At 40.7% G+C, this 15360-nt stretch carries 11 protein-coding genes and 1 pseudogene; 7 read left to right on the plus strand and 5 right to left on the minus strand.

Annotated elements, in window-relative coordinates; translation table 11 throughout:
- Positions 1-15: 15 nt before the first annotated feature.
- The 3 genes from L650_RS0104630 to L650_RS0104640 are packed head-to-tail and all read right to left on the minus strand — an operon-like array spanning position 16 to position 4512.
- Positions 16-1590, minus strand: coding sequence for a TniB family NTP-binding protein (locus tag L650_RS0104630; protein ID WP_029772359.1), 1575 nt, complete (start codon positions 1588-1590; stop codon positions 16-18).
- Complete coding sequence (locus L650_RS0104635; RefSeq protein ID WP_029772360.1) at positions 1583-3685, minus strand: Mu transposase C-terminal domain-containing protein; 2103 nt, start codon at positions 3683-3685, stop codon at positions 1583-1585. Before L650_RS0104635 ends, L650_RS0104630 begins: the two co-directional genes overlap by 8 nt.
- Positions 3682-4512, minus strand: coding sequence for a TnsA endonuclease N-terminal domain-containing protein (locus L650_RS0104640; protein ID WP_085065427.1), 831 nt, complete (start codon positions 4510-4512; stop codon positions 3682-3684). Before L650_RS0104640 ends, L650_RS0104635 begins: the two co-directional genes overlap by 4 nt.
- 355 nt (positions 4513-4867) lie before the next feature.
- On the opposite strand from L650_RS0104640, the gene L650_RS0104645 reads away from it, so the two are divergent.
- The 5 genes and pseudogenes from L650_RS0104645 to L650_RS0104660 all read left to right on the plus strand — a co-directional run bounded on the left by L650_RS0104645 (position 4868) and on the right by L650_RS0104660 (position 11679).
- Positions 4868-5107: a hypothetical protein gene (locus L650_RS0104645; protein ID WP_029772362.1), complete on the plus strand. Its 240-nt coding sequence runs from the start codon at positions 4868-4870 to the stop codon at positions 5105-5107.
- A gap of 87 nt (positions 5108-5194) precedes the next feature.
- A pseudogene (locus L650_RS0104650) lies at positions 5195-6739 on the plus strand (type I restriction-modification system subunit M); the annotation flags it as partial.
- Positions 6740-6763: 24 nt separating this feature from the next.
- Positions 6764-7342 carry a restriction endonuclease subunit S gene (locus L650_RS24755; RefSeq protein WP_317450479.1) on the plus strand — a complete coding sequence of 193 codons (579 nt, stop codon included), beginning with the start codon at positions 6764-6766 and terminating at the stop codon, positions 7340-7342.
- Between the two features lie 9 nt (positions 7343-7351).
- Entirely contained in the window at positions 7352-8557 is a 1206-nt protein-coding gene (locus L650_RS0104655) for an AAA family ATPase (protein WP_029772364.1), read from the plus strand.
- An 8-nt stretch (positions 8558-8565) separates the two neighbouring features.
- Entirely contained in the window at positions 8566-11679 is a 3114-nt protein-coding gene (locus L650_RS0104660) for an HsdR family type I site-specific deoxyribonuclease (protein WP_029772365.1), read from the plus strand.
- A 320-nt stretch (positions 11680-11999) separates the two neighbouring features.
- Here the strand turns inward: L650_RS0104660 and L650_RS0104665 are convergent, their stop codons facing one another.
- Positions 12000-12206, minus strand: a complete 207-nt coding sequence (locus L650_RS0104665) for a helix-turn-helix domain-containing protein (protein ID WP_223230531.1) — start codon at positions 12204-12206, stop codon at positions 12000-12002.
- Positions 12207-12335: 129 nt separating this feature from the next.
- On the opposite strand from L650_RS0104665, the gene L650_RS0104670 reads away from it, so the two are divergent.
- Complete coding sequence (locus L650_RS0104670; protein ID WP_029772367.1) at positions 12336-12854, plus strand: hypothetical protein; 519 nt, start codon at positions 12336-12338, stop codon at positions 12852-12854.
- Positions 12851-14284, plus strand: coding sequence for a DEAD/DEAH box helicase (locus L650_RS0104675; protein WP_029772368.1), 1434 nt, complete (start codon positions 12851-12853; stop codon positions 14282-14284). Before L650_RS0104670 ends, L650_RS0104675 begins: the two co-directional genes overlap by 4 nt.
- Before the next feature lie 107 nt (positions 14285-14391).
- Here L650_RS0104675 and L650_RS0104680 read toward each other — a convergent pair.
- The coding region (locus tag L650_RS0104680; RefSeq protein WP_164835541.1) for a helix-turn-helix domain-containing protein at positions 14392-15360 on the minus strand (969 nt) is incomplete at its 5' end.

Consider the following 15360-nt stretch of genomic DNA (forward strand, 5'->3'; position numbering starts at 1 on the left):
CTCTGCCGCAACTAGTTAATCTAAGAACTGTTGTTCGCGCATCATATCCATACACCATGTGGAATGAAGCAATTCGTCGAGTTCCTCGTTTTCCTCCTGCGTTAACTCCTTACGTCGATTTGCATTGCGTCCAGTATTTTTGGCTGGTTTGCTGTCCATACTAAAGATCCATTCTTTAGCTGCGGTTACCATATCCGAAATCACCATATCTGGGTGCTCAAGAAAAATTGCTAACACCGCTTTGCGGGCTAAATTCTTACCAATAGAGCTTTGGGTTAGCATGTTAAAAAGTAACACTTTATGCTCCGCCCTCGGCGCACTGAAATAAGATAAGTTGCGCTTCCTTGCTTTCGTCTTACGAAATTCAATCAGTAACTCTTCCATCCCAGGCATCATCAAATCGTCATACTTAGCCATTAACTCTATGTCATTACTCTGGATCGCCGTTGTCATTGGTTTAAGGTGCTTCACCAATTTATCTGCAACCGCATCAAACATTTTCAGTGTTGTTTCATCCCTTTTTGCATACATTGCAGTCACTAGTGTTTCGGAGAATATGCGAGAGGCAAGTCCCATAAGACCCCCGCTAAGCTCAAGTAACTTCAAGCTTTTCTCTTCCGTAAATGATTCTTTGTCGCTAAGAAGCTGTTTATTCCAAAGATCTCTTGCAAAGTTATGCCAATTCTCAAGTGACGCGACCTTCAATTGGCGCTGTTCATTCCACTCTAGTTTTAACGGATTCCACGAAAACACATCGAAATTAGCACTGTTACCAAGTTGGTCATTGTTAAAGAGAAGGTGCTCAAGTGCAGATGCTCTGCCGGCCAGGACCAATGGTACCTTGCATTCATTTAAAAGCTCTGTAACTGCCGGCATCACCTTGTTAATAAACTGACGCTTATCTATACAGTTAATCCCATCAATGACCAACATCCCCAAGAGGTTTACTTTCATAAGGGCTCTAACATGGTCTTTTAGTTTTCGTTCTCCCAGCAAAAGCAAAGACCGCTCTAATTGCTGGCTTTGAAGTACCGTCGCAAATTGGCGAATTAATGCTTGGTAAAAACTCTGGGGCGAAGAGCAAGACGTCGCATCAAGTCTTATGTAACATACCTGAGTACTCTGGTGTTCTAGGTGTTCAACCCTTTGCGGAATTGCATATAGAGCCCTTTCTAACGTGCATGTAACACCATTTTGGGGATGAGACAGCACCAATAAGTTTGAGATCGAGTTTCTATGGCTACTTTCATGACCTGAGTAGTATTTCATGGATTTAGTCGAATAGCCTCTAGCAATCATGCTTAAAAGACGACGTGTCAGGTCGACAAACTGCGCTGACGGGTGATAAAAGTCGGTCAGAACTAAGCGAATGAATTGCTCTCGATCTTGCAAGTCCATATCTGCCAAAGACTCAACATCAGGAATGTGATGGATACGCGACTGCAATGAGTCCAAGATGGCTGCCCCAGTAAGTTTTGGTAGTTTTTGGATAAGTGGGTTAGTTTCAATATCAATTAACGCGCTTGGTAATTTTACCGGTGGATTACCAAACAAATTACCTTGCTCAGTATTGTGAAAGATTTCATTCATAGCAGCTCCTTTGCTGAAGTTGTTCTAAAATATCAGGGTCTTCAAAGTCATCCGTTGACTCTGAAGGTGTGTGTCGTTCGGTGTAAATAACTCCTTGTTCGTCTGGTGACGTTATTAATGGGTTGTTAGCTCGTTCAGCCTGCAATGCCTCAGCTCGATTGTTTTCAATTCCGCGTTTACGTTCGGTTTTTGACATACCGATAGGGGTTGAGTTTTTCTTGGCATCTCGTTGCGTTTTATTCGTTTCATCAAACAGGCGTTGAAGATTGCTAAGCGATTGATCTTCTGAGTCCTTAGTATCTTCATCTGTTATAGCGCGAACAGACTTACGAAGTTTTATCTCATGCAACGACTGCCCTCTCCACGATTCGGACTTCTCTGATAATTCAGCGACTAAGGGCTTGTCGTTATGCTCAGAAATTACGATATAGATTCGATCCATACAGCGCGGGTCGTACGCAACAGTGAGCTTATTGGGGCGCTTGCTGACCCCGATCCCCTTACGGTGGAACCAACCTAATTCTTCAAACGTTCTACAACGATAAAAAAGGCCATAAATATTCAAACCATAATTGGATAAAGTAGCTTCTTTTTTAGGTAACAAAGCCACCTTCAGCTCAACTTCATCAATTTGCTGCATATATCCAGTACAGTTTTCTTGGCCCCATTGCCAAATGTTCAACGGTTTTAGTGCAACCTCATCAGGATATGTTGCGGGTAAATCTGTGCGCTTTAAATCTCCAAACTGATTATGATGAACAATAAGGGCGATTAAAATACGTTCAAAGGCAGCCAAACTCATATTGGCATTTTCAACATAATCAAGGTCACCCCGCTTTTTAACGTTGCTACCAACTACAACCCCATCAACTTGGCCTTTAAAGCCTCCCTGTACAATCCCAAAATATCTTTCTCCAATAGGTCGAAAAACCGCTTTGTAAGGGCCTGGAGTTTCAAGTGATATTCCACGCTGCCCTTGTAAGTACTCCATTTGATCCGCCATCAACTCACCCCGGTCGGCAGCAATTGCCTCACAGAGCCCAATCGTTGGCCAAATGTCAGCTGTTACCCAATCTAAACCTAAATCATGGGCTCGCTTAATTTTGCTATCACTCATCGCCGATATCAGCGCCTGCATAGCAGCATGATAACTCGGCTCTTCAAAGCCAATGTAATAGCCAGCAATCATGCGAGAATATGTGCATACAACCAAGTAAAGTGTAGGACGACCCAAAACTCGCGAAGGGTCATAATCAGATGTCAAATAAATATCAACGATGGTCGCGTCAAATTCGTATCGAGAGCCTGGCCCATTGACATTTGCTATGGCTGTTGATGTGATTGGCTGCGCATCATTATTCTGGACTTTTTTAGAAAGTCGGCTGAGCTGAGAACCCACATCAGAATAATGCTTTTTAATGAAATTACGAAACTGCGCCCTACTGGGAATGTGACTACCAGGAAAACAATGAGGTGGGTCAAACAGTATGGTCCGTAAATGCTTGTATATCTGAGGAATTGTCTTCGAATTATCTAAATAATGAGCCTTGATAACAGACCTAACGATTTCCTCCACTTCATCTTGAATGATTGCTTCAGAATGTCGAGTTCCTTTGCCTGGACGGCCAGTCTTGTCTTTGTATCTTCGCTCTGCAACACCGCAAGCTTCATAGTCGCCTAATAAGGCGTTCTTAACACAGCCTCGCTCAAAATAGCGTCGAAACCACTTGTAGATAAACTTTTCACCTCGCCCAAACTCATTCTTAGATTGTGCGACTAATTTCCCCCTTACAACAGGGTCGTAAAAACGGTCGTGCTGAACGAGTGCACGAATAACCTGAAATCGATCATCACGTTTTATTTCGGTCTTACTTCCTGGTTCTACAGGTTTTAATGCGAGTTGAGCGAACGGATCATCAACTTGGGTGATAATCTCTTCGTTCAACAAATCAATAAAAGTGTCTTTACAATACAAGTAAGGCAACGACTTTTCAGGGTCATCAATATTAAATAGCACTAGACGGGCAGAAAGAACGGATACGACCCGCTGGCGAGCGCCTTCGACTTCATACACTGCATTTTTACGTAAAATCATGCCGCTTCCTTAAGCTCAAGAATGCGATGATCCAGAAAAATGTCATGGCCACGTAAGTAAACAATCTTTTTACGCAAATCAAAGCGCAGATACTGTTTGGCAATGAGCTCTCGAATTTCTGTGAAACATGTGGCTGGTGCACTATAGCGAGGATCGTTTTCAGCTAGCTGGCTGTTCAAGCGAGTTGCTATATGTCCAAGTAAATCATTAGGGTAACGCTTAAATGCTTCGGCATAGTAATTCGCGAGATATAAGAGTCTTTCATGAGGAGTGGTCCGCCAGAGTGGATTCAGCATCCAATTCAAGTTCTTTCTCACATCCCTAGGAAACATTTGGTCATGGAAAACATAAAATGGGACATTTTTCGAATCCCAATACGCTTTCTCGATAATCAATTTTCGTCTAGTGGCTTCATTTTGCTCAGCTTCCTCAAGCGGTTTTGCCTGAATAACGATACGAGGGACACGCCATCCAGCATAATCAATGAGTAAGTCACTGGTCATAACCATATCACCGTCTTGCGACAGAGAATGTGCAAAGTTTTTCTGATTGGCAATTGCACGAGTTTTTTCAGGATCTAACGGAAACTGCTCGCGTATATCAACCACATTGGGGTGATGTTCAGCTAAGAGCGCTGGGAAAAACTCATTGAGTGAAAAGAGTTGTAGAACACGGCCTGCCTTTAAACTGGGCATACGAACAGATAAGCCGTGCGATGGCACTTCACGCACATGCAACCATGGCTTGTAATCTTCATTACGGCCTTGCCCACGACCTTCTTTAACCCATTTTTGATACTTCCTTGTATTTTGAACATAGTTCGCCATCCGCTTTACCTCCAAATTGAAACGGAAACTGTAAAACCAGATTCAATCCTTGAATCATTAGCAGTTTTTACGTGATCAAATTATAGCAAAATAAGGATCTAAATGGATCTACAAAAAGTCGTTAACTATCTGAATTACAAAACATAATCATTGTTTTTATTAAAAACTCAGTATGTTAGAAGGTTAAAAAATTTTCAATTTATGATGAAATAACAACATTTATGTTGTTGAGATGCTAGGAATTTACATATTCACGATCATAAAATAACCGCTAGTTAGATCCTCTGACGATAGTCTTTGCATGTTGTTGCTAAATTAGCTAATTTAGCTAAATGATAAAAATGAAGTCTTGATCATGTCTGAACAAACAATTTTTGAGCAAATAAAATTGGCACTCGCTGATGCACCACGCAATCAGTATACGGCTGAGTTGCACCTGCAAATGATCAAATACGCGGATGAATTAAAGCACATCACCTCAAAAGAGTTCTGTGAAGGTGTTGGGCTTAAACAAAGTTTAGGAACTGAGTTCAGCAAAATGCGTAACTTAACCATCAGGCTTAAAGCTGCGGGGTTGGATACCAACAGAATTTAGCTTAAACGCGCAAATTGTACCCCAAATTAGAATTTTTCATACCTGTCGAATGACATGTATTAGTATCAGTTTAATAGGAATATATAAATGACAAGCTCACAACAGCGTAACGAACTACACCGCCAAATATGGGCGATTGCCAACGATGTGCGCGGCTCAGTGGATGGTTGGGATTTTAAACAATATGTACTAGGCACACTGTTCTACCGCTTTATTAGTGAAAACTTTGTCAACTACATCACAGGTGGTGATGAAAGCGTTAATTATGCAGCCATGTCTGATGAAGATGAAAACATCAAACTGGCGAAAGAAGACGCCATTAAAACCAAAGGCTACTTTCTTTACCCTAGCCAACTGTTCAGTAATGTCGCAGCCAATGCACACAAAAACGACAACCTAAATACCGACTTAGCTGCTATTTTTGCTAACATTGAAAACTCAGCCAATAGTTATGATTCAGAACAAGACATCAAAGGTTTGTTTGCGGATTTCGACACCACCAGTAATCGCCTGGGTAATACGGTGGAGGCGAAAAACAAACGCCTTGCTGCTGTGTTAAAAGGCGTGGCAGGTTTAACTTTGGGTAACTTTGAAGACAACCAGATTGACTTATTTGGTGATGCCTACGAGTTCCTGATTTCAAACTACGCCGCCAATGCGGGTAAATCCGGTGGCGAATTTTTCACGCCTCAGCACGTATCAAAACTGATCGCGCAGCTGGCCATGCACGGCCAGACCAGTGTGAATAAAATCTATGACCCTGCGGCGGGTTCGGGCTCGTTGCTGTTACAAGCCAAAAAGCACTTTGATGCGCATATCATTGAAGATGGCTTTTTTGGTCAAGAGCTTAATCACACCACCTACAACTTGGCGCGTATGAACATGTTTTTGCACAACATTAACTACGACAAGTTTAATATTCAGTTGGGCGATACCTTAACCGAACCACACTTTTTAGAAGAAAAAAATAACAAAGGTTTTGATGCCATTGTCTCTAACCCGCCTTATTCAGTGAAGTGGGTTGGTAGCGACGACCCAACCCTAATCAACGACGACCGCTTTGCGCCCGCTGGTGTGCTTGCGCCTAAATCAAAAGCAGACTTTGCTTTTGTATTACATGCGCTAAGTTACCTATCAAGCAGAGGTCGTGCTGCCATTGTCTGCTTCCCCGGTATTTTTTACCGTGGCGGCGCTGAGCAAAAAATTCGTAAGTACCTAGTAGATAACAACTATGTTGAAACCGTGATTTCACTGGCACCTAACCTGTTCTTTGGCACCACTATTGCCGTGAATATTTTGGTGCTATCTAAACACAAAGCCGACACTACCACCCAGTTTATCGATGCCAGCGGCCTGTTTAAAAAAGAAACCAATAATAACGTACTGACTGATCAGCATATCGAAGACATTATCAAAGTCTTTGCCAGCAAAGAAAATGTGGGTCACTTTGCTGAATCTGTTGAGTTGGACATCATATCTGGCAATAACTACAACCTTTCGGTAAGTAGTTATGTGGAAACCAAAAATAACCGTGAAGATATAGATATTAATGAGTTAAATAATAATCTTGAAGGTACAGTTTCTAAAATCGAGCAACTTCGTAAAGATATTAATTCAATAGTTAAAGAAATCGCATCTACTGGACAGCAAAAATTCATGACTGAAATCCTTAGTGGTGCAGGATTCGAATATCTAGAATTGGGAACCGTAGCTGGATATGAACAGCCAACTAAATACCTAGTAAAGACAACTAATTATAGTGATACATACTCCACTCCGGTATTAACCGCAGGAAAAACATTTATTTTAGGTTACACGGACGAAACAGACGGTATCTACCAAGCGTCCAAAAGCCCAGTAATAATTTTTGATGATTTTACTACAGCTAACAAATGGGTGAACTTTGACTTTAAGGCAAAGTCATCAGCAATGAAGATGATAACCTCAAAAGATGGTAATAAATATTCTCTTAAATATATTTACTTTTGGTTGAATACTTTGCCAAGTGATCTAGTTGATGGTGATCATAAGCGACAATGGATAAGTAATTTTTCAGCTAAGAAAATTCCAATACCTTGTCCTGAAAATCCGGAAAAGTCATTAAGTATACAAAATAGAATCGTAGAAATTTTGGATAAATTTACGGAGCTTAATGAAGAGCTTAATGAAGAGCTTAATGCAAGGAGTAAGCAATATAAACACTATTTATTGTCGATATTTGACTTGGCTAAATAGGTGTTTTTGATGAGTAAGAGTTTAAAACAAATAGCGAAAGTTATTAGAGACAACAATAAAAAAGTGCAGTTAATCTATGCCTTTAATGGCACAGGTAAAACGCGTTTGTCGGGCGAATTTAAAGAGCTCATCGCGCCAAAGGACGATGGGCAAGATGCGATTGACGATGCAGAGCAAGCGCCACTTTCGCGCCATAAGATTTTGTATTACAACGCGTTTACGGAAGACTTGTTTTACTGGGATAACGACTTAGATGCTGATGCAGAGCCGAAGCTAAAAATCCAACCCAATACGTTTACCGATTGGATTTTGCAAGAGCAAGGGCAAGACATGAACGTGATTAGCACGTTCCAGCGCTATGCCAACGATAAACTAACGCCACGCTTTAATCCGCAATACCAGTCTAAAGACAAAGATGGAAAAGATGTTACCGTCAAAGCCTTTTCTGAGGTGACGTTTTCACATCAAGGTGGCGATGACGAACCGGATAGAAAAATTAAAATATCAAAGGGTGAAGAAAGTAACTTTATTTGGAGTATTTTTTATTCATTGCTCGAACAAGTGATTAGCATCTTAAATGTACCTGAGGATGCTGGCCGCGAAACAGACCAGTTTAACCAATTACAATATGTGTTTATTGATGACCCAGTGAGCTCGTTAGATGATAACCATCTAATAGAGTTGGCTGTTGATTTAGCACGCTTAATTAAGTCGAGTGATTTCGCTATTTCTGGTCTTAAGTTCATCATCACCACTCATAATCCGCTTTTTTATAATGTTTTGCATAACGAGTTTAATCGAGCACCCAAGTTCTTTTTGCGCAAGCTCGATGATGGCAAACATGACCTGATTGAGCAAGAAAATGATTCGCCTTTTTCGTATCACCTGCATTTAAAAAATGAGTTAATGAAAGCGGCAGACTCAGGCGATATCCACAAATACCACTTTAATTTTTTGCGAAATGTACTCGAAAAAACCTCAACGTTTTTGGGTTACGAAGAATGGGGTGAGTTGTTGCCCGGTGTCAAAGGTAATAGGGCCAAGGGGCAAGTAAACCCCTATGCACGGGTGATTAATTTATATAACCATGCAAAACACGCAGGCCATGAAGTGGCCGAAGTCGAAGAAGATCATAAGCGCGTCTTTAAGTTTTTAGTGAAAGAGATAGACAATATTTATAAAGGCATGCGCAGTCAACAAGGAACACAGGCTTAGGAATAGATATGGCAGAATACAAAGCAATCGCAGAGTCTAAAAATTACATTGTTTTAGATAAATACACACGCCAAGACCAAATTGCTGAAGGCTACCAGAGCGAAGGTGATTTAGAACGTGAGCTGATTCAGGACCTAAGCAACCAGGGCTATGAGTATTTACCTGCGTTAACGACGCCAGAGGCCATGCTGGCGAATGTGCGCAAGCAGCTACAAGCCCTCAACAAGGTCCAGTTTACCGATGCCGAGTGGGCCCGATTTTGCGAGCAATACTTAAACACACCCAGCGACAATATTCTTGATAAAACTCGCAAGGTGCACCGTGACTATATCTTCGATTTTGTCTTTGATGATGGCCATATCGAAAACATCTACCTATTCGACAAGAAGACCATTGCGCGTAACAAAGTGCAGGTGATTAAACAGTTTGAGCAAACGGGAAGCCATGCCAACCGTTACGATGTGACGATTTTGGTCAATGGTTTGCCTTTGGTGCAAATCGAACTGAAAAAGCGTGGTGTGGCGATCCGTGAGGCGTTTAACCAAATACATCGCTACAGCAAAGAAAGCTTTAATGCTGAAAACTCCTTGTACAAGTTCTTGCAGCTATTTGTGATCTCTAATGGCACCGACACGCGCTATTTTGCCAATACCACGAAGCGAGACAAAAACAGCTTCGACTTCACTATGAACTGGGCAAAATCTGACAATACGCTGATCAAGGATTTAAAAGACTTTACCGCCACTTTTTTCCAGAAAGAGACCTTGCTTGAAGTGATCTTGCGTTACTCGGTGTTTGACGTCAGCAATACCTTACTTGTAATGCGCCCCTACCAGATTGCGGCCACTGAGCGCATTTTATGGAAGATTAAGAGCGCATTTAATGCTAAGAATTGGAGCAACACCGAAAGCGGTGGGTACATTTGGCACACCACTGGTTCAGGTAAAACACTCACCAGCTTTAAAGCAGCACGTTTGGCCACCGATTTAGACTGTATTGATAAAGTCTTCTTTGTGGTGGACAGAAAAGACCTCGACTATCAGACCATGAAAGAGTATCAGCGGTTCTCGCCTGATAGTGTGAACGGTTCAGACAGTACCGCAGGGCTTAAGAGTAACCTGGATAAAGACGATAACAAGATTGTCGTTACCACTATCCAAAAGCTTAACAACTTAATCAAAAGCGAAAGCGATTTAGCTATATACAACAAGCAAGTTGTCTTTATTTTTGATGAGTGTCATCGAAGCCAGTTTGGTGAGGCGCAGAAAAACCTGAAGAAGAAATTCAAAAAGTACTACCAGTTTGGTTTTACCGGTACGCCAATTTTCCCTGAAAACGCGTTGGGTGCTGAAACCACGGGCAGCGTGTTTGGCCAGCAGTTGCACACTTATGTGATCACTGATGCTATTCGTGATGAAAAAGTACTCAAGTTCAAAGTGGACTACAACGATGTTCGTCCGCAATTTAAGAACATTGAGACTGAGCAGGATGAGAAGAAGCTAAGTGCCGCAGAGAACAAGAAAGCGTTCTTACACCCGATGCGCATTAGTGAAATCTCGCAGTATATTCTGAGCCATTTTAACCAGAAAACGCATCGGGCCTATTCTGGTGCCAAAGGGTTTAACGCCATGCTTGCGGTAAGTAGTGTTGATGCAGCGAAAGCCTACTATGAAACCTTCAAAACATTGCAAGCCGACGCTGAGAATGGACCTACAAGTAAACCTCTGCGCATTGCGACTATCTTCTCATTTGCAGCCAATGAAGAGCAGGACGCCATTGGTGATATTTTAGATGAGAGCTTTGAAGTCAGTGCTATGAACAGCAGCGCAAAAGAGTTTTTGAACGCCGCAATCACTGACTACAACGCAATGTTTAAATCTAACTATGGCGTTGACAGTAATGGCTTTCAGAATTATTACCGTGACCTTGCCCAGCGAGTGAAAAATCAAGAAATAGATCTGCTCATAGTGGTTGGTATGTTTTTAACTGGCTTTGATGCGCCTACGCTCAACACCTTGTTTGTTGATAAGAATTTGCGCTATCACGGCTTGATGCAGGCGTTTTCTCGCACCAATCGCATTTATGATGCAACGAAGACCTTTGGCAATATTGTTACCTTCCGGGACTTAGAGCAGGCAACCATTGATGCTATCACCTTGTTTGGTGACAAAAACACCAGAAACGTAGTGTTGGAGAAGAGCTACAAAGAATACATGGAAGGTTTTAACGATATTGCTACTGGGCAGGCGCGTCGAGGTTTTGTTGATATCGTCAAAGAGCTGCAAGAACGTTTTCCAAACCCAGAAAATATTGAAAAAGAACAAGATAAAAAAGAGTTTGCCAAGCTGTTTGGTGAATACCTAAAAGCAGAAAATATTTTACAAAACTACGATGAATTTGCTGGCTTGAAAGCACTGCAAAGCTTAGATACCAGTGATGAACAAGCTGTTGAAGAGTTCAAGTCAAAATACTATCTGGATGATGCTGACATCGAGGCAATGCAAACCATCGATATGCCAAGTGAGCGTGCTATTCAAGATTTTCGCTCTACCTACAACGATACCCGCGACTGGTTGCGACGCGATAAAGAAGGTCAGGACAAAGATACGTCAACGGTAGACTGGGACGATGTGGTCTTTGAAATTGATTTGCTTAAATCCCAAGAAATAAACCTCGATTACATTCTTGAACTGATTTTTGATCACAATAAGAAGAACAAGAGCAAAGAAGGCTTGATTGAAGAAGTCCGCCGTATGATCCGCGGTAGCCTTGGCAATAGAGCGAAAGAAAGCTTGGTGGTTGATTTTATTAACCAGACAAACCTAGATGAGATCAATGACAAAGCCAGCATAATCGACGCTTTCTTCAAATTCGCCCAGGCGGAGCAGAAGCGCGAAGCCGATGCCATTATTGCCTCTGAAAAGCTCAATATCGATGCTGCCAAACACTATATTGCGTCATCACTCAAACGTGAGTACGCCTCTGAAAATGGCACTGCACTTAATGAGGCGCTGCCCAAACTTAGCCCATTGAACCCACAGTACCGAACCCAGAAGCAAACGGTTTTTCAGAAAATTGCCGCTTTTGTTGAAAAATTCAAAGGTGTGGGTGGGCAAGTTTAATATTTTTATTGTAGGGTAAAAAGGGCTCATTGAGCCCTTTCACTTTCCAACTTTGTTTGTCACTTTCCATCTTTGTTTATAACTTTCCAACTTAGTTTGGATATGACAACAGGTGTCGCAAGACAATAAAGTTTAAAACTTTTCTCATTCAAAACTCTTATTAAGCAGTTTGGATTAACGTAAATTATGACATTAAAGATTGAAACTTATTGAACTATTTAAACTGAAATCTATAAATTGAAGACAATAAAGATTGAAACTTACTGACTAATTTACTCAAAGTAAAGTAATCACTGAACTCAATTTCATAACCCACTTCGTTAATCACAATCATGCGATGTATCAAATAAATCACTAATAGGAACATTAAGTGCTATCGACAATTTAAGAACTTCAATATCAGTCACCCTTCTAACATTAGCCTCAACTTTAGCTAAAGTGCTTCGGCTAATTTGCCAATCATTAAGATTACACTTAGCCACTAGTTGTTCTTGGGTCCAGCCAAGCTTCTCCCGTATTACTCTCACGTTCTTACCAATAATATTCATGAACTAGCCTGCTCCGATAGCGGAGCTTGATTGTCACAAATAAAAGACCTAGAATTGCTCCGCTTTCGGAGCAATTGGTTTTTTGATTAACGTAGCTTGGAATTTCTTTTGAAAATAGACAATTTGGTAGTTCAAATAATTAAAGCTCCCAACTTTAATAACTTTACAACAAGTGATGTAAGATCTGCTTATATCGCTATCAGTAAAGATCCTTTTTTAGACCCTGTAATAATTCGACGGAAGTTGTACGCTGAGCTTCTAAAGCTTGTTAATAAAGGGTGGTTAAGGAAGAGATCATCTAGTAATAAAAAAGGCACCCGCTTTGTTAAAACTGAGCTATTTGATGTTCAAAAACTAATAGAGTACATCGCTGATAGCTCTCAGGAAGTAACTCTTTGTAATGACATTAAACAATCTTTAACGACTAAATTAAATCATTATAAAGCCGAGTTATTGTTAAACCTCGGAGAAACGGAAGCTTATAAGGAACTCTATGATGAATTCCCAGAATTAGTCACTGAAATTCAATATAAGTACAACGAAGCTAGAGATAATAACACTAAAACTTTAGGAAAAATTAAAGCCATAGAAAGCTTAATTAACCAAGAGAAACAGCAAAGCACATGAAGTTAAGAGTTTGGCAATCTGAATGTATAAACCTGGCACTCAATAAGTACCTAGATGGGCAAAAACATTTTTTAGCTTTGGCTACCCCAGGAGCGGGGAAAACCATTATGGCCTCTGAGTTAGCAAACCAGATGTTAGTGAGCAAACATATTGATTTAGTTATATGTTTTTCTCCAGCATCTATCGTCGCAAATGATTTTTGTGACAGCCTACAATTAATAACCAAAGAGCGTTTTGACGGGCTTTTGGGCGCTAAAGGGCGCTCACTTACTTATCAAAGCTTGCAACACTTAGATAAAACCTTTTGGCAATTATTTACTCGCTTTCGTGTGTTTGTTATTTTTGATGAAATTCATCATTGTGCAGGCTCAAACATCGAAAATGCTAACGCTTGGGGTGAAAAAATAATACGAAACATTAAAGACAAAGCTACTTATACATTGGCGCTAACAGGAACTCCTTGGCGGTCTGACACTGCGCCAATTGTTCTTTCAAACTACTTATATCCTAGCAATAAAATTTCTTGTGATTATATCTACGGCCTTACTGAGGCGATTAAAGACGGTATTTGCAGAGTACCTCAAATTGTCGCCGTTGATAATAACAACATTTCTATTGTTGAAGGTGAGGAAACTAAAACATTTAATAGCTTCAAAAGCTTATTATCTGAATCTGCAGTGCCCTACCAAAGCGTCATAGAAAATGAAGCGGTTATTAAATACATACTTTCATCGGCACAAAAAAAATTAAACAATATTCGTTTATCCTCTCCTAGCGCTGCCGGTTTAATTGTTGCCAGCTCAGTTGAACATGCAAAAAACATCGCAAACATACTCAAAACACACCTTAACGATGAATGTGCTGTTGTTACTTATCGGGAAAGTGAACCCACTGAAATTATTCAACGATTCAGACACAGCTCCTGCAAATGGATTGTTTCGGTAGGTATGATCAGCGAAGGTACAAACATTCCAAGACTTCAAGTATGCTGCCATTTAACAAATATAAAAACAGAAATGCACTTTAGACAAATTTTAGGTCGAATTCTTAGAATTACTCCCTCTAAAAGTCAAAATGCTATTATGTATATGCCTGCACAGCCGAAGCTCTTGGAATACGCTTATCGCGTTAAGCAAGACGTTCCTTTTGAGGCGGATGTTGTTAAGTTTGATAAGATGAAACCACCTGTTGAAAATGATGCAACAGCAATTACTTCAGATACAGTTACTTTCGGTGACAAAAATGCTAAGCATCTAAAACCTAAAATTCACATAACCGACCCAAAAGCTCATGATAGAGTACTTATCAGTCCATACCTTACAGAGCAAAATGAACCACACTTTTTAGCTCGCTCTTACGAACAAGTTGTTAATATTTTTGGACGCTTTAAAGAAGAAGCCATATCAATAAGCTTAAATGAATTAAAGTAAGTATGCGGCTTCATGTAGTAGGCTTCATGTAGTAGTGTGATTACCAAGGGATTATGTCGGTCTAATTACCGAGCGACTTTGACGTAAATAGCATACCAGCCAGTTATTTAACTGGCTACAGTTTGTGCGGTTTCTTGTAACACTTGCGATCTTTCAACTCTCAGTGCGGTAGTGTTCAAGTTATTTCTAAGCCACATGCTGCGCACACCACCTGCACTAATATCAACACCAAGTGACTCAGTCAGCTTCATTGCGACTTTCTGTTGACCAAGATGTGGATGCTCAATTGAGAATTGCACAACCGCATCTTCTATCGCTTGATCTACACAATTTTTATGTCGCAGGTTTGGAGTCTCTTGACGTTTTAAAGCATCAGCCCCTCCTTGCTTAACCAGCTTTAAGTGACGGTGAATAGTATCTCGCGATACGCCACTTTGACGTGAGGCTGCACTGACACTTCCAAGCTCCTCAATTAGCGCTAATACTTCAAGCTTTTTCTGTACAGCCAAGTCTTCTGATGCAAGTTTACTTGGTTCGTTTACCTCTGATATTTTAAGCTGTCGTCCAGCGAAGTGAGCAGTAAACTCTTTCTTGCTCGTTTTTCTAATTTCTATTTTTTGATTGGCAATCGAGTATTTGAGCGGTGAATCAATCAAGTAAAATTTGTTGTCATAGCTGAAGGTATGATCATTACGTATTTTACGGTGATCTTTGATGACACAGATATCGTCTAGGTTGGTGTGTTTTGATAATGGTGTGAACTCAGAACGTTGTTTCGATTTCACTTGTATTTTAGTTTGCCAGTATTGAGGAATAAAGACATGTTTAAGGTAAGCATTAGCCCCAGCAATATCATTGATATTATTTAACCTAAGCTCCGGCACAAGTCGGTCTTGGAAGGTATCAAACGCACGCTCAACACGCCCCTTACCTTGTGGTGAATTAGCAAAAATTATTTCAATACCTAATTCTTCACAGGCGCGTTGCATTTGAGAGAAGTTGCAACGCTTTGGCCCGCCGAATATACCAGCTCTGTCTACATAAAGCGTTTTAAACACACCTTGGGTTTCAATACA

The sequence above is a fragment of the Pseudoalteromonas sp. TB51 genome, from assembly GCF_000498055.1.
Classification (GTDB): domain Bacteria; phylum Pseudomonadota; class Gammaproteobacteria; order Enterobacterales; family Alteromonadaceae; genus Pseudoalteromonas; species Pseudoalteromonas atlantica.